Here is a 20,166-nt window from a genome sequence, read left to right on the forward strand (position 1 = left end):
ACCGTTGCCGGGCATGGCCTTGGCATTAGCCGTTATTGGCGCAGTATGGTCATGGAGCGTGCCCATTACCCAATGGCCTAGGTCCGACCATGGTAAACAAGACCCTGCGCATTCTCATCGCCGATACACACCCGTGCCAGCGCCTGCAGCTGGAGCGGTTGCTCAATGGTTTGGGCTATTACCGGATAGCCCCAGTGGCCAGCTTCGAGGAGCTGCAGCGCCTGGTGCAGTGCGCCTTGCAGCCCTTTCACCTGTTGCTGGGCAATATTGAGCTGGCCAGCCATTGTGGCGTCGATCTAGAGCGCTTCTGCCGTGTCAGCACACAGATCCAGCATGCACTGCTTTACCATTCCAGCCAGTTGAAAGTGCCAGCAGTGCCGCAGGCCGAGCGCCAGGCGGTCAGCCTGAGCCTGCCTCAGGCGCCCGATAACGAGGCGCTGGAGACGTTCATGGCAATCATCGACGCACCGATGGTGGTCGGCAGGCTACCGCTGCCGGGCACCCTGCCGGCCAGTACAGCGCGGTCACGGCCGCGAGCCAACTTTGCGCATACGGTGTTCAACCGCTAGCGGTACCACCGGCGGGGCAATCGGGCAGCTATTTGTTATGCTCTTGCCCTTTGCCGATCTGCGGACCCTGCCATGACTGCCATCGATACCGCTCGCCCGCCCCGGTTCAGCCGCGGCGACCATCGGACCCTGGGCCTGGCGGCGCTGGGTGGCGCGCTGGAAATCTACGACTTCATCATTTTCGTGTTCTTCGCGCTGACCCTCAGCCAGCTGTTCTTCCCGCCCGAGATGCCCGAATGGCTGCGCTTGCTGCAAAGCTTCGGAATCTTCGTCACCGGCTATCTGGCGCGGCCGCTGGGCGGCATCCTGATGGCGCACTTCGCCGACCACCTGGGGCGCAAGCGGGTATTCAGCCTGAGCATCCTGATGATGGCCCTGCCGTGTCTGCTGATCGGGGTGATGCCGACCTATGCCGACATCGGCTATGCCGCCCCGCTGATCCTGTTGGCCTTGCGCATCCTCCAGGGGGCTGCCGTAGGCGGTGAAGTGCCAAGCGCCTGGACGTTCGTTGCCGAGCACGCGCCCAACGGGCGGCGCGGTTATGCCCTGGGCTTTCTGCAGGCCGGGCTGACTTTCGGCTACCTGCTGGGGGCGCTGACCGCCACCTTGCTGGCGCAACTGTTCACCCCGCAGGAAATCCTCGATTACGCCTGGCGCTACCCGTTCCTGTTGGGTGGGGTGTTCGGTGTGGTGGGTGTGTGGCTGCGCCGCTGGCTCAGTGAAACACCGGTGTTCCTCGCCCTGCGCGCGCGCCAGGAGCAACCTGTGAGTTTTCCGCTGCGGCGAGTGCTGGGTGAACACCGCCGGGCATTGATCCCTGCCGCGTTGCTGACCTGTGTGCTGACCTCGGCGGTGGTGGTGCTGGTGGTGATCACGCCGACGGTGATGCAGCAGCGCTTCGGCATGACTGCCGGGCATACCTTCGCCCTCAGCAGTGTGGGCATCGTCTTCCTCAACATGGGCTGCGTGCTGGCCGGGCTGCTGGTCGACCGTGTGGGTGCCTGGCGCGCGCTGATGCTGTATAGCCTGTTGCTGCCGCTGGGTATTGGCGCGTTGTACGCCAGCCTGGTGGGGCAGTGGGGCATGACCTGGCTGGCCTATGCGCTGGCGGGGTTGAGCTGTGGCGTGGTGGGGGTGGTGCCCTCGGTGATGGTGGGGCTGTTCCCGGCGCAGATCCGCGTATCGGGCATTTCCTTCACCTACAACGTGGCCTACGCAGTGTGGGCCAGTACCACGCCGCTGGCACTGATTGCGCTGATGCCGTGGAGCCCGTGGGTGTGTGTCGGGTTTTGTCTGATCATGGGCGCGGTGGGGCTGCTGACGGCCCTGTATTTCGGGCGTCGTGAGCCTTTGGTGTTTGCGGCTGAGCCGATGCCGGTCATGTGTGGCGACAAATGAGCCGGTAACGGCTGCGGGGCATTGGGGCAGACTTCCAGGTGGGGGCTATTGGAATAACCTATTAGCCAAATTTAACCTGGAAGGTTAATTTCTCATGGAAAAGAGAATGCCTAATTGCCCGCTGGAGCGAGTAAAAGCCCTGGCTGCGGCAAGGCGAATCCGCCCTACGGGTGCTGCATTGAAAGGCGCCAAGGCGCTGGGAATGGATTTTCCGGGCATGCTTGAGGTGATCACCAGCTTGAAGCGCACTGATTTCTACAAGAGCATGACCAGCCATATTGACCACCGGGTTTGGCAGGATGTGTATCGCCCGCTTACAGCAATTGGGTACGTTTATTTGAAATTGTCCGTGGTAGACGACGTGCTCATCGTGTCTTTCAAGGAGTTGTAACCATGAGATGTCCAATATGCGGCGGCTCGGAGCTTGCACCTGACATTCAGGGCATGCCCTATAGCTACAAAGGCGAGATGACAGTGATCCCTGAGGTAAGTGGCGATTACTGCTCCGCATGTGGTGAATGTGTACTGAGTCATGATGAAGCCATGCGCGTCAGTCACTTGATGACGGCATTCGAGCGCCAGGTCAACGCAAATGTTGTGGATCCTTCCTTTATTGCCTCCATACGCAGAAAGTTCGACCTCGACCAGCGTGAAGCGGGGGAAATCTTCGGTGGTGGGGTCAATGCGTTCTCCCGTTATGAAAACGGCAAGACCACACCGCCAGTGGCGTTGGTGAAACTGCTCAAGCTGCTGGATCGCCATCCAGAACTCTTTGAGGAAGTGCGTACTGCCTGATAATGGCAGCCAACAAAAAGCCCCCGGCCCATAAGGACCGGGGGCTTTTTGTTGCCGCAAGGGCAGGGGCCTTACATGTTCGGGTAGTTCGGCCCGCCAGCGCCTTCAGGGGTGACCCAGGTGATGTTCTGGGCCGGGTCCTTGATGTCGCAGGTCTTGCAGTGTACGCAGTTCTGCGCGTTGATCTGGAAACGCTTGTTGCCGTCTTCCTGGGTGACCACTTCGTACACGCCGGCCGGGCAGTAGCGCTGGGCTGGCTCGTCGTACAGCGGCAGGTTGCTGGCGATCGGCACGCTCGGATCGGTCAGCTTCAGGTGGCAGGGTTGTTCCTCTTCGTGGTTGGTGCTGGAGAGGAATACCGAGCTGAGCTTGTCGAAGCTGAGCTTGCCGTCCGGTTTCGGGTAGTCGATCTTTTTCGAGTCGGCGGCCAGCTTGAGGCAGGCATAGTCCGGCTTGGTGTCGTGCAGGGTGAACGGCAGCTTGCCACCGAACCAGTTCTGGTCGACATAGTTGAACGCCGCGCCCAGCAGCGGGCCGAACTTGTGCATGGCCGGGCCGAAGTTGCGGCTGGCGAACAGTTCTTCGTACAGCCAGCTGGCCTTGAAGGCGCTGACATAGCTGTTCAATTGATCGCCGCCTTCGCTACCGGCGATCAATGCGTCGGCCACTGCTTCGGCAGCAAGCATGCCGGACTTCATCGCGGTGTGGCTGCCCTTGATCTTGGCCACGTTCATGGTGCCCAGGTCGCAACCGATCAGCGCGCCACCATTGAAGACCATTTTCGGCAGCGAGTTGATGCCGCCCTTGGCCAAGGCGCGGGCGCCGTAGCTGATGCGCTTGCCGCCTTCGAGGTACTGGCTGATCACCGGGTGGTGCTTGAGGCGCTGGAATTCGTCGAACGGCGACAGGTAGGGGTTGGCGTAGGACAGGTCGACGATGAGGCCGACCACCACCTGGTTGTTTTCCAGGTGATAGAGGAACGAGCCACCGGTGTTTTCCTTGGCCACCACGTCCAGCGGCCAGCCGGCGGTGTGCACCACCAGGCCCTGTTCGTGCTTGGCCGGGTCGATTTCCCAGATTTCCTTCAGACCGATGCCGTAGTGCTGGACGTCGGACTCGCTGTCGAGGTTGAAGCGCTTGATCAGCTGCTTGCCAATATGGCCACGGCAGCCTTCGGCGAACAGGGTGTACTTGGCGCGCAGTTCCATGCCCGGGGTGTACAGGCCGTCCTTGGGGTTGCCTTCACGGTCGACACCGAGGTCGCCGGTAACGATGCCGCGGACCACGCCGTTGTCGTCGAACAGCGCTTCCTGGGCGGCGAAGCCCGGGTAGATTTCCACGCCGAGGTTCTCGGCCTGCTGGGCCAGCCAGCGGCACAGGTTGCCCAGCGAGATGATGTAGTTGCCATGGTTGTGCATGGTCTTGGGCACGAACAGGTCAGGCACCTTGGTCGCGCTGCCGGCATCCTTGAGCACGTAGATGTCGTCGCGCTTCACTTCGGTGTTCAGCGGTGCACCGAGCTCTTTCCAGTCGGGGAACAGCTCGTTCAGGGCGCGGGGCTCGAACACTGCGCCAGAGAGGATGTGGGCGCCAACTTCAGAGCCTTTCTCCACCACGCAGACGCTGATTTCGCTACCGGCTTCGGCGGCCTTCTGCTTCAGGCGGCAGGCGGCGGACAGGCCCGCCGGGCCGGCGCCGACGATGACCACGTCGAATTCCATGTATTCGCGTTCCACTGGTTCTCTCCTACTCATCAAGGCTCGTGCTGTTGCTTTGTCTTATGGGTGCGGGGCATTCGCAGCGGTTCTACGCAACGGCGGAACTGTAGCTGGGCAAATGACGGACTACACCGTTTTGTCTTGGCCGCGCATTATATCTACACCACTTGGCGGGTCCAATACAAACGTTTGTTTGAATTTGCCGCAGGCCAGTAAAATCACAGGAACGCGGCTGGAGGGTGACCGATTTGCCGTATTGACCGGAATGGGTGTTACGGTCAAGATACGAGCGGTTTTACGTTCGCCGTAGGCTTGCAGCCGGGCGCAGGTACACCTCTAAAGACCAGGTGTGGAGCAGGGTTTTGCGGGCTTAGGCCAGTTTGTAGTGGAGTTTACACGCCACGACAGGAAATGACCCGTGAGGATTTGTCGCAAGAGTCCGAACAAGACTGTTTGGTCACTGTGAAGTTGCTGCCTCCCGATACGTTTTTAGAGGTGCCCTTGTACCCACGCGCATCGCTGGGCTCTGCCCCAGGCGACTATCTATTCACCGGAGAGTAACGAGGAATCCATGAAGGTTCTTGTAGCTGTCAAACGAGTGGTCGACTACAACGTCAAGGTTCGCGTCAAAGCGGACAACTCCGGCGTCGACCTTGCTAACGTCAAGATGTCCATGAACCCCTTCTGCGAAATCGCCGTCGAAGAAGCCGTGCGCCTGAAGGAAAAAGGCGTTGCGACCGAGATCGTCGTCGTTTCCGTCGGCCCGACCACCGCCCAGGAGCAACTGCGTACTGCCCTGGCCCTGGGTGCCGACCGTGCCATCCTGGTAGAAGCCGCTGACGAACTGAACTCCCTGGCCGTGGCCAAGGCGCTGAAGGCCGTTGTCGACAAGGAGCAGCCGCAGCTGGTCATCCTCGGCAAGCAGGCCATCGACAGTGACAACAACCAGACCGGCCAGATGCTGGCCGCGCTGACTGGCTTCGCCCAGGGTACCTTTGCGTCCAAGGTCGAAGTCGCTGGCGACAAGCTGAATGTCACCCGTGAAATCGATGGCGGCCTGCAGACCGTTGCACTGAACCTGCCCGCGATCGTCACCACCGACCTGCGCCTGAACGAGCCACGCTATGCGTCGCTGCCGAACATCATGAAGGCCAAGAAGAAGCCGCTGGAGACTGTTACTCCAGACGCACTGGGCGTTTCCCTCGCCTCCACCAACAAGACCGTGAAGGTTGAAGCCCCGGCTGCCCGCAGCGCTGGCATCAAGGTCAAATCGGTGGCCGAACTGGTCGAGAAGCTGAAGAACGAAGCGAAGGTAATCTGATATGACTATCCTGGTTGTCGCTGACCTTCTACAAGGTCCGGAGAACGGTGCCGTAGCCCCGGCCACCCTGAACACTGTCGCCGCAGCCGCCAAGATCGGTGGTGATGTGCACGTGCTGGTCGCAGGCCAGAACGTCGGTGGCGTTGCTGAAGCCGCTGCCAAAATCTCTGGTGTTGCCAAGGTGCTGGTGGCTGATAACGCCGCCTACGCCCACGTCCTGCCGGAAAACGTCGCGCCGCTGATCGTCGAGCTGGCCAAGGGTTACAGCCATGTGCTGGCCCCGGCTACCACCAACGGCAAGAACATCCTGCCACGTGTTGCCGCGCTGCTGGACGTGGACCAGATCTCCGAGATCATCTCGGTCGAGTCCGCCGACACCTTCAAGCGCCCGATCTATGCGGGTAACGCCATTGCTACCGTGCAATCGAGCGCGGCCATCAAGGTGATCACCGTGCGTACCACCGGCTTCGACGCCGTGGCCGCCGAAGGTGGTTCGGCTGCCGTCGAGGCTGTTGGCGCTGCGCACAACGCCGGCATTTCGGCTTTCGTTGGCGAAGAGCTGGCCAAGTCCGATCGCCCAGAGCTGACCGCAGCCAAGATCGTCGTTTCCGGCGGCCGTGGCATGGGCAACGGTGACAACTTCAAGCACCTGTACAGCCTGGCCGACAAGCTCGGCGCCGCCGTCGGTGCTTCGCGCGCCGCGGTCGACGCAGGCTTTGTGCCGAACGACATGCAGGTCGGCCAGACCGGCAAGATCGTTGCGCCACAGCTGTACATCGCCGTCGGTATCTCCGGCGCGATCCAGCACCTGGCCGGCATGAAAGACTCCAAAGTGATCGTGGCGATCAACAAGGACGAAGAAGCGCCGATCTTCCAGGTGGCCGACTACGGCCTGGTCGCTGACCTGTTCGAAGCGGTTCCGGAGCTGGAAAAGCTGGTCTGATCCGCCTGCTTCACTTATAAAGAACCCGGCCCTCGTTTTGAGGGTCGGGTTTTTTTATGGCTTGAGGGGTGAGGGATGACGTTGCGCGGAACGGGCAGGGTGCTGGCATGTGTGGCGCTGTTGGTGTCACCACTGGCCATGGCCGCAGGCAAGTGCGAGCGCCTGGTGGCGACCGGCAGCCCTGATGCGCCGCCCTATTCGTGGCAGGACCCGAAAGACCCGAAGCACCTGGTCGGCGCCAACGTTGACCTGTTGCGCCAGGTGGCGGAAGAGCTGGGTGTGAAGGTCGAGGTGCTGAGTGCCGGTCGCCGTGATCAGGCGCTGGAAGAGGTGCGCAGCGGGCGCATGGACCTGCTGCTCGACACCCCCATGCAGGTGGAGCAACTGACCGCGCTGGACTACATCCATCCGCCGTTGCAGCTCAATGAGTACCTGGTGTGGACCCGTCATGATGCAGCGGTGACCTTTGATGGCCCGGCCGACCTGGCCAGGTACCAGGGCAGTTTGTCCGAGCGTGCGCGCCTGACCCCGGCCTTTACTGCGTTCGCCAAGGTCCAGCTCAAGCTGGTGCCGGCGCAGAACCTGACCCAGGCGTTCCAGAAACTGGTACTCGGCCAGGTGGATTATGTGCTGGCTGGCCGTTACTCCGGTATGGCCATGGCCCAGAGCCTGGGTATGAGCAATGACCTGATAGCCCGCGGCTTGCCGGTGGACAGGCCGGGCCTGTACCTGGCGCTGTCGCACAACTCGGCGTGCAATGACAGCTGGTTGCGTGGGCAATTGGCAAAAAAACTGACAGAATTGCCGATCTCTGGTGCATCCGAAGCTGTGCTGCAACGTAATGTCGAGCGCTGGAAAGCGCAGTTGCACGTGCCTGCGGACGCCCCCAAACACTAGGAAGATTGCGTGAGAACCCAACCACTAATCCTCGCCCTGGCCGTGCTCGGCCTGGCTGGCTGCGCCAATGATCCGGCCCCTGACGAGCAGATGCGCATTTCCGAACAGGCTCTGGACCAGGCCAAGGCCGTCGGCGCCACTGAGCAGGTAGAAACGCTGAAACTGGCTGAAGACAAGCTGGCCCGCGCCAAGGCCAACATGCTTACCCAAGACTATCGCGATGCGCGCATGCGCGCCGAGCAGGCCGAGCTGGATGCGCGCCTGGCCGAGGCCCAGGTGCTGAACCAGAAGAGCGAAGAGCAGCTGCAGGTGCTGCAGTCGCGGGTCAAGCGCTTGCGCAAGCAACTGGAGGTGCAGCCATGATCCGTCGTACGCCTTTGGCTGCATTGGCATTGTTGGCGCTGACGGCAGGTTTGCAAGGTTGTGCCAGCCAGCGCAGCAGTGCCGCGCTGGATGAGGCCACCGTCGCCTTCCAGGGGGTCAAAGATGATTCCGATGTGCTGCGCAGCGCGCCGCGTGACGTGATTCGGGCGGGTGAATCGCTGGCTCGCGCCGAGCGCCTGTCCAGTTACATCGGCACCGGTTCTGATGTGCGGCATTATGCTTACCTCAGCCAGCGCTACAGCGAGATTGCCCGCGAGCATGCCAAGCTGGCGCTGAACCAGGAGCGCCAGGCCAAGCTCGACCTGGAGCGCCAGCGCCTGCAGTTGGCCTTGCGTGAGGCCAAGCTGGCCAGCGTGCAGCAGCAGGGCAAGTGGGTCGAGTCGCAGATTGCCGCGTTGGCTTCGGAGCAGACCGACCGTGGCTTGGTGATGACCTTGGGCGATGTGCTGTTCGATACCGGCAGCGCCGACCTGAAGAACTCGGCCAGCCGGACTGTGCTCAAGCTGGTGCAGTTCCTGCAGCTCAACCCGCGCCGGGTAGTGCGTATCGAGGGCTATACCGACAGTACTGGCGCGGGCGAGGAAAATCTCAAGCTGTCGCGCGACAGGGCGCAGTCCGTGGCCGACATGCTTGTGGACCTGGGCATCGATGAAAAGCGCCTGCAGGTCGAGGGCTATGGCGACCAGTACCCGATCGAGGCCAATGCTTCGGAGCGGGGCAGGGCGCAAAACCGACGAGTGGAGATCGTATTCTCCGATGACAAGGGTCGGCTCGCGCCAGCGCGCTGAGTCTTGTCGAAACGGGCCGCTTTGCGGCCCGTTTTATGTCGGTTTAATCGTTTCGATAGCGGTCACGCTGTTGTATTGTCGACTATGTTGCAATCTGTCCCAGTACACTTTGCAACTGTTACGGTATTCTCTACCGTCAGTGACCCGTACAAGAATAACGAGCATGTCGACATGACCAACCTGCTGCTGTACCAGCGTATCGCCCAGCAACTGGCCGATGATATCCGTCGCGGTGTCTACCAGCCAGGCGAGCGGGTACCTTCCGTGCGCAAGATGAGCGCCCAGCTCAACGTCAGCCATGCCACGGTGTTGCAGGCCTATGCCAATCTTGAGGACCAAGGGCTTATCCGGGCGCGGCCGCAGTCTGGCTATTACGTGCACCAGACCCCTGCCTTGACCGCGCAAACCCCGGACATCGCCCGGGTGGAACGCCCCGGCCTGGTCACGCGCGCCAGCATCATCCAGCAGGTGCTGACTGAGGCGCGCCGCGATGGTGTGTTCCCGTTTGGCGCTGCAGTGCCGCATGTCGACTACCTGCCAGTGCGCGCCCTGCATCAGCAAATCGCCAAGGTGACGCGCTTCCACAGCCCGCGCGCCTTCAGCTACATGTTCAGCCCCGGTTTCGAGCCGCTGCGCCGACAGATTGCCATACGCATGCGCGATGCCGGCGTGCTGGTCGACCCGCGCGAAGTGATCGTGACCCATGGGTGTGTCGATGCCCTGCAGATGTCGCTGCGGGTGCTCACCCGCCCAGGTGACCTGATTGCCGCCGAGTCGCCGACCTATTACGGCTTGCTGCAGCTGGCTGACCTGCTGGGTTTGAAAGTGATCGAAATCCCCAGTGACCCGTCCACCGGTATCAGCCTCGAAGCCTTGCAACTGGCGGCTAACCAATGGTCGATCAAGGCGCTGGTGCTCACTGCGCGCTTGAGCAACCCGCTGGGCGGCACCGTTCCCGAAGAGCGGCAAAAGCAATTGCTGCGCCTGGCCTCGGACTTCGATATCCAGATCATCGAGGATGACATCTACGGTGAGCTGATGTTCGAGCAGGGCAAGACCAAGGCGCTGAAGGCGTTCGACCGGCTGGACCGGGTAATCTACTGTTCGAGCTTCTCCAAGACCCTGTCCCCTGGCGTGCGGGTGGGCTGGATGATCGCCGGGCGTTACCAGGACGAGATTCAGCGCCTGCAGACGTTTACCACCCACTCGGCCTGTAGCGTGACGCAGATGGGCGTGGCAGCCTACCTGGAGAATGGCGGCTACGACCGGCATCTGCGCTACATACGCCAGGAATATCGCAAGAACCTCAGTGCCTATCAGTTGGCAGTGCAGCAGCACTTCCCCGAGGGTACCCAGATGACCCGGCCGACAGGCGGCTTCATTCTCTGGGTGAGCCTGCCGGGTCGGGTCAATACCCAGGAGCTGCATGTGCGTGCGCTGGAGCAGGGCATCAGCATTGCGCCAGGACTGATATTCAGTAACACAGAGCAGTTCAACCACTGTGTCCGACTCAACTGCGGCATACCTTGGAATAAGGAGGCCGAGCGGGCTGTGATTACGCTCGGTTTGCTGGCGCAGCAGTTGTGCAGGGAGACTGCGGTTACGCTTTTGTAAGGCTTGCAAGCTGCCTATGGAACAGGGAGCATACGCATTTTTCCTGCCAGTCTGTCCATTTGCCATGAACGTTTTGCGCTGCTTTGTTCTGATCGTGTGCCTTTTGCCGTTTTGCTGCCCGGTCGTCCCTGCCTTGGCTGCGCAACCGGCAAGCGAGGTTCAGGCGGCTCAGGGTAAGCACGTGCCAAAAAAGGCGACAGCCAAGCCCGCGCACAAGCCGGTAAGCAAAGCGGTTGCCAAGCCATTGCCCAAGACAGGGCTGGACCTTAGCTTGCCCGTCGAGATGGTCAACAACCTTGAGCCGAATGTGGGCACGCTTTCCCCAATCCAGCGGCGCAAACCTTTGTTGCCGCCCATGTTCACAGAAAAGCCAGAGACCAATGACAGCCCGTTCCAGCTCAATGGCCGGCTGATCAACAACGAAATGCAGCTGCAACTGCGCAATGATAGCCGTCGTGAGGTGGAGGGCGCTGCCATCGATTTCGAGTATCGCCAATAGGCGAGAACTGACTGCTGGGTCACAGCAGATTTCATCGTGCCAGCAATTTCAAACGACTGTTTGAGCGGTTACTATCCAGGGACGTTCGTCCCGTTTTGTTCCAGGGAGTCCTGATTTTGGTGAATAGCCATGAAATGCCGTGAGGGCTGTGGTGCCTGCTGCATCGCCCCGTCCATCACTTCTGCGATGCCGCGAATGCCCAATGGCAAGCCGGCGGGGGAGCGCTGCCTGCACCTGACTGCGGCCAACCTTTGCGACCTGTTCGGCAAGCCCGAGCGGCCGGCGGTGTGCGGTGGCTTCAAGGCGGATGCCGAGGTGTGCGGCAGTGATCGTGACGAGGCAATCAGGATTCTTGGCTGGTGGGAGCAGATGACGGCGGCGTGACAGGCTGGATCTTCGACAACAAGGATAAACATGATGAGATCGTTCAAGCGTATTGCACTGCTGTGTGGCGTGGGTGTTCTGCTGTCGCCTGTGGCCTGGGCTGAAAACTGGCAAGTGGCCAAGAACGAGGACGGGATCAAGGTATCCCTCAGCGAAGTGGCGGGTTCCAAGTACAAGGCCTATCAGGGCGTTACCGTGATCAAGGCGCCGCTGGCCAAGGTGCAGGCGTTGCAGGAAGATGTGGTGGGTGCCTGCGCATGGATTCATGAGTGCAAGTTGCAGAAATTGCTCAAGCAAGAAGGTGGCCAGACCTGGACCTACACCCAGTTCAATACACCCTGGCCGGTGACGCCGCGTGATTCGGTTTTGCATGTGACCACGGTCAAGGAGACGGACGGCAGCCTGGTGCGTAACCTGAAGGAAGAGCCGACCTATTTGCCGGAAGAGAAGGGCTTTGTGCGGGTGGCCAAGGTTGAGGGCTTCTGGAAGCTGGTGCCCAAGGGCGACAGCACGGAGGTGACCTACCAGGTGCACACCGAGCCGGGCGGCAGCGTGCCGGCAATGGTGGCCAACAAGTTCGTGGTGGATGCGCCGTTCAATACCCTGAAAGCTCTGCGCGAGCGGGCTGAGAAAAACTGAGGTTTAACGCGGCGCGCGGTCTCTGTGGGAGCGGCCTTGCGTCGCGAATGGGGCGCGCAGCGGCCCCCGAATCTTAGGCTTGGCGCAATATTGCGTGGGCTGCTTTGCAGCCCTTTCGCGACGCAAGGTCGCCCCCGCAAAGGCCGAACTGCGACCGGCAGGATTTACAATAAAAAAGGCTGCCCGAGGGCAGCCTTTTACGTTCAGCGATCAACGCTTACTTGCGGTCTTTCAGAGCAACGATGTCACGCTTCTGCTCACCGGTGTACAGCTGGCGCGGACGGCCGATCTTGTACGGGCTGGAGAGCATTTCTTTCCAGTGCGAGATCCAGCCCACGGTACGTGCCAGGGCGAAGATCACGGTGAACATGCTGGTCGGAATGCCGATCGCCTTGAGGATGATCCCCGAGTAGAAGTCGACGTTCGGGTACAGCGAACGCTCGATGAAGTAAGGATCGGTCAGGGCGATCTCTTCCAGGCGCATGGCCAGTTCCAGCTGCGGGTCGTTCTTGATGCCCAGCTCGCGCAGGACTTCGTCGCAGGTCTGCTTCATCACGGTGGCGCGCGGGTCGCGGTTCTTGTACACGCGGTGACCGAAGCCCATCAGCTTGAACGGGTCGTTCTTGTCCTTGGCCTTGGCGATGAATTTGTCGATGTTCGAAACATCGCCGATTTCATCCAGCATGGTCAGTACGGCTTCGTTCGCACCGCCGTGGGCCGGGCCCCACAGTGCAGCGATACCGGCGGCGATACAGGCGAACGGGTTGGCACCCGACGAGCCGGCCAGACGAACGGTGGAGGTGGAGGCGTTCTGCTCGTGGTCGGCGTGGAGGATGAAGATCCGGTCCATTGCCTTGGCCAGCACCGGGCTGATCGGTTTGATCTCGCACGGGGTGTTGAACATCATGTGCAGGAAGTTTTCCGCGTACGACAGGTCGTTGCGCGGGTACATCATCGGCTGGCCCATGGAGTACTTGTAAACCATCGCAGCCAGGGTCGGCATCTTGGCGACCAGGCGCACCGCGGAGATTTCGCGGTGTTGCGGGTTATTGATGTCCAGGGAGTCGTGATAGAACGCCGACAGGGCGCCGACCACGCCGCACATCACCGCCATCGGGTGAGCGTCGCGGCGGAAGCCGTTGAAGAAGGACTTCAGCTGCTCGTGAACCATGGTGTGGTTCTTGACGGTGCTGACGAACTGGGCCTTCTGCTCGGCATTCGGCAGTTCGCCGTTGAGCAGCAGGTAGCAGGTTTCGAGGTAGTCGGACTGTTCGGCGAGTTGCTCGATCGGGTAGCCGCGGTGCAGCAGGATACCTTTGTCGCCGTCAATATAGGTGATCTTCGACTCGCACGAGGCAGTCGCCATGAAACCTGGGTCGAAGGTGAAGTGACCAGTGGCCCCTAACCCGCGGACGTCGATTACATCAGGACCAACGGTGCCGGTTAAAATGGGCAGCTCGACGGGGGCAGCGCCCTCGATGACCAACTGCGCTTTTTTGTCAGCCATGTGGCCTCCTATTAATGCTTGAAATCATCAGACAGACCCCCCACGCAGGGCCCGCACCACTATAGAGGGATAAATTCAGATGTCAATTTGCCTAAAGGCTTGTTGAATCAGGCATTCAAGCCTGATTTTTCCCGAAATTCTCGCCCATTTACGCCTTTTGTTCATTAAAGGCAATGCGCTATTTGGGCTACCCCGTCACGTTGTCATAAGCAGCCTAACTGTCTATACTCGGCACCCGACCGCCAGGGGCTTGCAAGCCCGAACTGCTGGGGGTCGCCGTTCCCTGGGTGGTGGGTACCTGACCAGTACACTTACCAACAACTTTGCCCTGATTCGCTAGGGGCTCTTCAGTGTGAAAAAAGCCGTGAAAAGCCAACGACCTGTAAACCTAGACCTAAGGACCATCAAGCTCCCCGTCACTGCGTACACGTCCATCCTGCACCGTATCTCCGGCGTCATCCTGTTCATCGGCCTTGCCATCATGCTTTATGCACTGGGCAAGTCGCTGGGTTCCGAGGAAGGCTTCGGTGAGGTGAAGGCGTGTCTGACCAGCCCGCTGGCCAAGTTCGTGACCTGGGGTCTGCTGTCCGCCCTGCTTTATCACCTCGTGGCAGGTGTTCGTCACCTGATCATGGACATGGGTATCGGTGAGACGCTGGAAGGCGGCAAGCTGGGCTCGAAAATCGTGATCGTCATCTCCGTGGTGCTGATCGTTCTGGTGGGAGTTTGGGTATGGTAACCAATGTCACGAACCTGTCGCGTTCTGGCCTCTATGACTGGATGGCGCAGCGCGTTTCTGCGGTCGTTCTCGCGGCTTACTTCCTCTTCCTGATCGGCTACGTGGTCGCCCACCCAGGCATCGACTACACCCAGTGGCATGGTCTGTTCTCCAACAACGCGATGCGGATCTTCAGTCTGCTGGCCCTCGTTGCCCTGGGCGCTCACGCCTGGGTTGGCATGTGGACCATTGCAACCGACTACCTGACGCCTATGTCGTTCGGCAAGTCGGCAACTGCGATTCGTTTCCTGTTCCAGGCGGTATGCGGCGTTGCGATGTTCGCTTACTTCGTCTGGGGTGTGCAGATTCTCTGGGGTATCTGATCCATGGCTAGCATTCCAACCATTTCCTTCGACGCCATCATCATCGGTGGCGGCGGCGCCGGCATGCGCGCAGCGCTGCAACTGGCTCAAGGCGGCCACAAGACTGCCGTAGTCACCAAGGTCTTCCCGACCCGTTCGCACACCGTATCCGCCCAGGGCGGCATCACCTGCGCCATCGCTTCGGCCGACCCGAACGACGACTGGCGCTGGCACATGTACGATACCGTCAAGGGTTCCGACTACATCGGTGACCAGGACGCTATCGAATACATGTGTCAGGAAGGCCCGGCTGCGGTCTTCGAACTGGACCACATGGGTCTGCCGTTCTCGCGCACCGAAACCGGCCGCATCTATCAGCGTCCGTTCGGTGGTCAGTCCAAGGACTTCGGTAAAGGTGGCCAGGCCGCCCGTACCTGTGCCGCTTCGGACCGTACCGGTCACGCGCTGCTGCACACCCTGTACCAGGGCAACCTGAAAGCGGGCACCACGTTCCTCAACGAGTACTACGCAGTTGACCTGGTGAAGAACCAGGACGGCGCATTCGTGGGTGTGATCGCCATCTGCATCGAAACCGGCGAAACCCTGTACATCAAGTCCAAGGCCACCGTACTGGCCACTGGCGGTGCAGGCCGTATCTACGCGTCCACCACCAACGCCCTGATCAATACCGGTGACGGTATCGGCATGGCCCTGCGTGCAGGCGTGCCGGTGCAGGACATCGAAATGTGGCAGTTCCACCCGACCGGTATCGCCGGCGCCGGTGTACTGGTCACCGAAGGTTGCCGTGGTGAAGGTGGCTACCTGATCAACGCCCACGGCGAGCGCTTCATGGAGCGTTACGCGCCGAACGCCAAAGACCTGGCCGGCCGCGACGTGGTTGCCCGTTCCATGGTCAAGGAAATCATCGCCGGCAACGGCGTGGGCCCGAACAAGGACCACGTACTGCTGAAGCTGGACCACCTGGGCGAGGAAGTGCTGCACAGCCGCCTGCCAGGTATCTGCGAACTGTCCAAGACCTTCGCCCACGTCGACCCTGTGGTCGCGCCGGTGCCGGTGGTTCCAACCTGCCACTACATGATGGGCGGCGTTGCCACCAACATTCATGGCCAGGCCATCACCATGGACGCCGACGGTCAGGATCACATCATCCCGGGCCTGTTCGCCGTAGGTGAAGTGGCGTGCGTATCGGTTCACGGTGCCAACCGCCTGGGCGGCAACTCGCTGCTCGACCTGGTGGTGTTCGGCCGTGCTGCCGGCCTGCACCTGGAGAAGGCGCTGAGCGAAGGCGTGGAATACCGCGACGCCAGCGACACCGACGTCGATGTTGCCCTGAACCGCCTGAACAAGCTCAACGAGCGTACCAGCGGTGAAGACGTTGCCAGCCTGAAGCGCGAGCTGCAGAGCTGCATGCAGAACTACTTCGGTGTATTCCGTACTGGTGAATACATGCAGAAGGGTATCGAGCAACTGGCCGGTCTGCGTGACCGTATCGCCAACGTCAAGATCAACGACAAGTCCCAGGCCTTCAACACCGCGCGTATCGAAGCGCTGGAGCTGCAGAACCTGCTGGAAGTTGCCGAAGCTACCGCCATCGCGGCGGAAGCCCGTAAAGAGTCCCGCGGCGCTCACGCCCGTGAAGACTTCGAAGACCGTGACGACGAAAACTGGCTGTGCCACACCCTGTACTACCCGGGTGAGAAGCGCGTTGCCAAGCGCGGCGTCAACTTTGCGCCGAAGACTGTTCCAGCCTTCGAACCAAAAGTCCGGACTTACTAAGGGTGGCTGCTATGTTGAAAGTCGAAGTTTATCGTTACAACCCGGACACCGACTCGGCGCCAAAAATGGAGTCGTTCGACGTCGATACCGGCGGCAAGGACCTGATGGTGCTCGATGTATTGGCACTGATCAAGGAAAAGGACGAGGGTTTCTCGTACCGTCGCTCCTGCCGTGAAGGCGTTTGCGGTTCCGACGGCATGAACATGAACGGCAAGAACGGCCTGGCCTGCATCACCCCGCTGTCGGCGGTGGTGAAGGGCGGCAAGCTGGTTCTGCGTCCTCTGCCAGGCCTGCCGGTCATTCGTGACCTGGTGGTCGATATGAGCATCTTCTACAAGCAGTACGAGAAGGTGAAGCCGTTCCTGCAGAACGACACCCCGGCCCCGGCCATCGAGCGCCTGCAATCGCCGGAAGACCGTGACAAGCTGGACGGCCTGTACGAGTGCATCCTGTGCGCGTGCTGCTCGACTTCCTGCCCGTCGTTCTGGTGGAACCCGGACAAGTTCCTGGGCCCGGCAGCCTTGCTGCAAGCCTACCGCTTCCTTGCCGACAGCCGCGATACCAAGACTCAGGAGCGCCTGGCGTCCCTGGATGACCCGTTCAGCGTATTCCGCTGCCGCGGGATCATGAACTGCGTAAACGTTTGCCCGAAAGGTCTGAACCCGACCAAGGCAATCGGTCACGTACGTAACATGCTGCTGCAAAGCGGCACCTGATACAAAGCGTTGTACCTGCAGTAAGCCGAGGTGCGGGTGGTGAGCCCGCACTGAGGTAAAACCCGAACAAGGGCCCACAAAGCCCGCGTTCATTACCTATGAAGATATGAGACCAGCAGGGGCTTTCCGGGCTGGTACCCGGAAAATCAGCAGGATCCAAGTGGCGTGGTTCAGTCGCTGTTTTCGGACTTTTCCAGGTTTGCTGTGGCTCTCGCCGATCAGTCCCCTAATCGAGGGTGACCAAGCATGCAAGAAAGCGTGATGCAGCGCATGTGGGATAGCGCCCACCTTTCAGGTGGTAACGCTGCATATGTGGAAGAGCTCTACGAGCTCTACCTGCACGACCCTAACGCTGTGCCAGAAGAGTGGCGCACTTACTTCCAGAAGTTGCCAGCCGACGGCAGCACCGCTACTGATGTATCGCACTCGACAATCCGCGACCATTTCGTACTGCTGGCAAAGAACCAGCGCCGCGCCCAACCGGTTTCCGCCGGGAGCGTGAGCAGTGAACACGAGAAGAAGCAGGTTGAAGTTCTGCGACTGATCCAGGCCTATCGTATGCGCGGCCATCAGGCTGCCAAGCTCGACCCGTTGGGGTTGTGGCAGCGCCCTGCGCCCGTAGACCTGTCGATCAATCACTACGGCTTGACCAATGCCGATCTTGATACGACCTTCCGTGCCGGCGACCTGTTCATCGGCAAAGAGGAGGCGAGCCTACGCGACATCTTCGATGCACTCCAGAAGACATATTGTCGCACCATTGGCGCCGAATTCACCCACATCGTCGATTCCGAGCAGCGCAGCTGGTTCCAGCAGCGCCTGGAAAGCGTGCGCGGCCGTCCGGAGTTTTCCGCTGACGTGCAGGCCCACCTGCTCGAGCGCGTGACCGCCGGTGAGGGCCTGGAAAAGTACCTGGGCACCAAGTACCCGGGCACCAAGCGTTTCGGCCTTGAAGGCGGCGAGAGCCTGATTCCGATGCTGGATGAAATGATCCAGCGTTCCGGCTCTTACGGCGCCAAGGAGGTCGTGATCGGCATGGCCCACCGTGGCCGCCTGAACGTGCTGGTGAACACCTTCGGCAAGAACCCGCGCGAGCTGTTCGACGAGTTCGAAGGCAAGAAGATGAACGAGCTGGGCTCCGGTGACGTGAAGTATCACCAGGGCTTCTCCTCGAACGTGATGACCCCGGGTGGCGAAGTGCACCTGGCCATGGCGTTCAACCCGTCCCACCTGGAAATCGTTTCGCCGGTGGTCGAGGGTTCGGTGCGCGCCCGTCAGGACCGCCGCAACGACACCGTTGGCGACAAGGTGCTGCCGATCTCGATCCACGGCGACGCTGCGTTCGCTGGCCAGGGCGTGGTCATGGAAACCTTCCAGATGTCGCAGACCCGCGGTTTCAAGACCGGCGGTACCGTGCACATCGTGATCAACAACCAGGTTGGTTTCACCATCAGCAACCCACTGGATGCGCGCTCCACCGAGTACGCGACCGACGTTGCCAAGATGATCCAGGCACCGATCCTGCACGTGAACGGCGATGACCCGGAAGCCGTGCTGTTCGTCACCCAGCTGGCCATCGACTACCGCATGCAGTTCAAGCGTGACGTGGTCATCGACCTGGTCTGCTACCGTCGCCGTGGCCACAACGAGGCTGACGAGCCGAACGGCACCCAGCCGCTGATGTACCAGCAAATCAGCAAGCAGCGCACTACCCGTGAGCTGTATGCCGAGCAGCTGATCCAGGCCGGTCGCATCGACGCCGAGCGCGCTCAGGCCAAGATCGACGAGTACCGCAACGCACTGGACAATGGCCTGCACGTGGTGAAAAGCCTGGTCAAGGAGCCGAACCGCGAGCTGTTCGTCGACTGGCGTCCGTACCTGGGCCATGCCTGGACCGCGCGTCACGACACCCGTTTCGACCTCAAGACCCTGCAGGATCTGTCGGCCAAGCTGCTCGAGCTGCCGGAAGGTTTCGTGGTCCAGCGTCAGGTGTCGAAGATCTACGAAGACCGTCAGAAGATGCAGGCCGGTGGCTTGCCGATCAACTGGGGTTATGCAGAGACCATGGCTTACGCCACCCTGCAGTTCGAAGGTCACCCGATCCGCATGACCGGCCAGGACATCGGCCGTGGCACCTTCTCGCACCGTCACGCGGTGCTGCACAACCAGAAGGACGCCAGCACCTACATTCCGTTGCAGAACCTGTTCCCTGGCCAGCCACGTTTCGATCTGTACGATTCGTTCCTGTCCGAGGAGGCGGTACTGGCCTTCGAATACGGCTACTCCACCACCATGCCGAACGCGCTGGTGATCTGGGAAGCCCAGTTCGGCGACTTCGCCAACGGTGCGCAAGTGGTGATCGACCAGTTCATCACCAGTGGTGAGCACAAGTGGGGCCGCCTGTGTGGCCTGACCATGCTGCTGCCACACGGCTATGAAGGGCAGGGGCCGGAGCACTCCTCCGCGCGTCTGGAGCGTTACCTGCAGCTGTGCGCCGAGCACAACATCCAGGTCTGCGTACCGACGACGCCGGCACAGATTTACCACCTGCTGCGTCGCCAGGTCATTCGCCCGCTGCGCAAGCCGCTGGTCGTCCTGACGCCGAAGTCGCTGCTGCGCCACAAGCTGGCCATCTCGACCCTGGAAGACCTGGCAGAAGGCTCGTTCCAGACCGTGATCCCGGAAATCGACGCAATCGATCCGGCCAAGGTCGAGCGTCTGGTGCTGTGCAGCGGCAAGGTCTACTACGACCTGCTGGAAAAACGCCGTGCCGAAGGCCGCGAAGACATCGCCATCCTGCGTATCGAGCAGCTGTATCCGTTCCCTGAGGACGATCTGGTCGAAATCCTCGCCCCTTACACCAACCTCAAGCATGCGGTCTGGTGTCAGGAAGAGCCGATGAACCAGGGTGCCTGGTACAGCAGCCAGCACCACATGCGCCGTATCCTGGGCCGCCACAACAAGGCACTGGTCCTGGAATACGCCGGTCGCGACGCTTCTGCCGCGCCAGCCTGTGGTTACGCTTCGAAGCACGCCGAACAGCAGGAAAAACTGCTGCAAGACGCCTTCACTGTCTAACGCCTTCGCGCACCTGAAACCGAATTTAAGGAAACACAG

At 60.8% G+C, this 20,166-nt stretch carries 20 protein-coding genes; 18 read left to right on the forward strand and 2 right to left on the reverse strand.

The genetic code is table 11. The features are described from left to right. The first annotated feature begins 89 nt into the window (after window positions 1–89). The 4 genes from KW568_RS08855 to KW568_RS08870 all read left to right on the forward strand — a co-directional run bounded on the left by KW568_RS08855 (window position 90) and on the right by KW568_RS08870 (window position 2,762). Window positions 90–569 (forward strand): hypothetical protein, encoded by a 480-nt coding sequence (locus KW568_RS08855; protein ID WP_003254240.1) that lies wholly within the window; start codon window positions 90–92, stop codon window positions 567–569. A gap of 72 nt (window positions 570–641) precedes the next feature. After that, complete coding sequence (locus tag KW568_RS08860) at window positions 642–1,967, forward strand: MFS transporter (protein ID WP_004573659.1); 1,326 nt, start codon at window positions 642–644, stop codon at window positions 1,965–1,967. 94 nt (window positions 1,968–2,061) lie between these two features. Continuing rightward, complete coding sequence (locus tag KW568_RS08865; protein WP_003254238.1) at window positions 2,062–2,358, forward strand: type II toxin-antitoxin system MqsR family toxin; 297 nt, start codon at window positions 2,062–2,064, stop codon at window positions 2,356–2,358. Between the two features lie 2 nt (window positions 2,359–2,360). After that, a complete protein-coding gene (locus KW568_RS08870) occupies window positions 2,361–2,762 on the forward strand; it encodes a type II TA system antitoxin MqsA family protein (RefSeq protein WP_003254235.1) in 402 nt (133 codons plus the stop codon). A gap of 71 nt (window positions 2,763–2,833) precedes the next feature. Here the strand turns inward: KW568_RS08870 and KW568_RS08875 are convergent, their stop codons facing one another. Then, the gene (locus KW568_RS08875) at window positions 2,834–4,516 is read right to left on the reverse strand and encodes an electron transfer flavoprotein-ubiquinone oxidoreductase (RefSeq protein WP_010954959.1); all 1,683 of its coding nucleotides are present in this window, start codon (window positions 4,514–4,516) and stop codon (window positions 2,834–2,836) included. 535 nt (window positions 4,517–5,051) lie between these two features. Here KW568_RS08875 and KW568_RS08880 point away from each other — a divergent pair. The 9 genes from KW568_RS08880 (at window position 5,052) to KW568_RS08920 (ending at window position 11,949) form a co-directional block, all read left to right on the forward strand. After that, a complete protein-coding gene (locus tag KW568_RS08880; protein WP_003254232.1) occupies window positions 5,052–5,801 on the forward strand; it encodes an electron transfer flavoprotein subunit beta/FixA family protein in 750 nt (249 codons plus the stop codon). A 1-nt stretch (window position 5,802) separates the two neighbouring features. Then, window positions 5,803–6,744, forward strand: coding sequence for an electron transfer flavoprotein subunit alpha/FixB family protein (locus tag KW568_RS08885; protein WP_004573654.1), 942 nt, complete (start codon window positions 5,803–5,805; stop codon window positions 6,742–6,744). 75 nt (window positions 6,745–6,819) lie between these two features. Then, the gene (locus KW568_RS08890; protein WP_004573652.1) at window positions 6,820–7,641 is read left to right on the forward strand and encodes an ABC transporter substrate-binding protein; all 822 of its coding nucleotides are present in this window, start codon (window positions 6,820–6,822) and stop codon (window positions 7,639–7,641) included. Window positions 7,642–7,650: 9 nt separating this feature from the next. Then, window positions 7,651–8,004 (forward strand): DUF4398 domain-containing protein, encoded by a 354-nt coding sequence (locus KW568_RS08895; protein WP_003254227.1) that lies wholly within the window; start codon window positions 7,651–7,653, stop codon window positions 8,002–8,004. Further along, complete coding sequence (locus KW568_RS08900) at window positions 8,001–8,813, forward strand: OmpA family protein (RefSeq protein WP_003254225.1); 813 nt, start codon at window positions 8,001–8,003, stop codon at window positions 8,811–8,813. The genes KW568_RS08895 and KW568_RS08900 overlap by 4 nt, the downstream gene beginning before the upstream one ends. 171 nt (window positions 8,814–8,984) lie before the next feature. Next, window positions 8,985–10,427 (forward strand): PLP-dependent aminotransferase family protein, encoded by a 1,443-nt coding sequence (locus KW568_RS08905; protein ID WP_003254223.1) that lies wholly within the window; start codon window positions 8,985–8,987, stop codon window positions 10,425–10,427. 64 nt (window positions 10,428–10,491) lie between these two features. Next, window positions 10,492–10,926: a hypothetical protein gene (locus KW568_RS08910; RefSeq protein WP_033726331.1), complete on the forward strand. Its 435-nt coding sequence runs from the start codon at window positions 10,492–10,494 to the stop codon at window positions 10,924–10,926. A gap of 129 nt (window positions 10,927–11,055) precedes the next feature. After that, window positions 11,056–11,310 carry a YkgJ family cysteine cluster protein gene (locus KW568_RS08915; protein WP_003254220.1) on the forward strand — a complete coding sequence of 85 codons (255 nt, stop codon included), beginning with the start codon at window positions 11,056–11,058 and terminating at the stop codon, window positions 11,308–11,310. 33 nt (window positions 11,311–11,343) lie between these two features. Continuing rightward, window positions 11,344–11,949 carry an START domain-containing protein gene (locus KW568_RS08920; RefSeq protein ID WP_003254219.1) on the forward strand — a complete coding sequence of 202 codons (606 nt, stop codon included), beginning with the start codon at window positions 11,344–11,346 and terminating at the stop codon, window positions 11,947–11,949. Window positions 11,950–12,166: 217 nt separating this feature from the next. Here the strand turns inward: KW568_RS08920 and gltA are convergent, their stop codons facing one another. After that, window positions 12,167–13,456, reverse strand: a complete 1,290-nt coding sequence (gene gltA / locus KW568_RS08925; RefSeq protein ID WP_003254218.1) for a citrate synthase — start codon at window positions 13,454–13,456, stop codon at window positions 12,167–12,169. 352 nt (window positions 13,457–13,808) lie between these two features. Between gltA and sdhC the strand changes: the two genes are divergently transcribed. The 5 genes from sdhC (at window position 13,809) to KW568_RS08950 (ending at window position 20,127) form a co-directional block, all read left to right on the forward strand. Then, on the forward strand, window positions 13,809–14,195 hold the full coding sequence (gene sdhC, locus KW568_RS08930) for a succinate dehydrogenase, cytochrome b556 subunit (RefSeq protein ID WP_008091902.1): 387 nt from the start codon (window positions 13,809–13,811) through the stop codon (window positions 14,193–14,195). After that, window positions 14,189–14,557, forward strand: a complete 369-nt coding sequence (sdhD, locus tag KW568_RS08935; RefSeq protein ID WP_003254214.1) for a succinate dehydrogenase, hydrophobic membrane anchor protein — start codon at window positions 14,189–14,191, stop codon at window positions 14,555–14,557. Before sdhC ends, sdhD begins: the two co-directional genes overlap by 7 nt. Window positions 14,558–14,560: 3 nt before the next feature. Continuing rightward, window positions 14,561–16,333: a succinate dehydrogenase flavoprotein subunit gene (sdhA, locus tag KW568_RS08940; protein WP_003254213.1), complete on the forward strand. Its 1,773-nt coding sequence runs from the start codon at window positions 14,561–14,563 to the stop codon at window positions 16,331–16,333. Window positions 16,334–16,344: 11 nt separating this feature from the next. Then, window positions 16,345–17,049 carry a succinate dehydrogenase iron-sulfur subunit gene (locus KW568_RS08945; RefSeq protein ID WP_003254212.1) on the forward strand — a complete coding sequence of 235 codons (705 nt, stop codon included), beginning with the start codon at window positions 16,345–16,347 and terminating at the stop codon, window positions 17,047–17,049. Between the two features lie 246 nt (window positions 17,050–17,295). Further along, entirely contained in the window at window positions 17,296–20,127 is a 2,832-nt protein-coding gene (locus tag KW568_RS08950) for a 2-oxoglutarate dehydrogenase E1 component (protein WP_003254210.1), read from the forward strand. The last annotated feature ends 39 nt before the right edge of the window (window positions 20,128–20,166 follow it).

The sequence above is a fragment of the Pseudomonas sp. HD6515 genome, from assembly GCF_024971855.1.
Classification (GTDB): Bacteria; Pseudomonadota; Gammaproteobacteria; order Pseudomonadales; family Pseudomonadaceae; genus Aquipseudomonas; species Aquipseudomonas alloputida.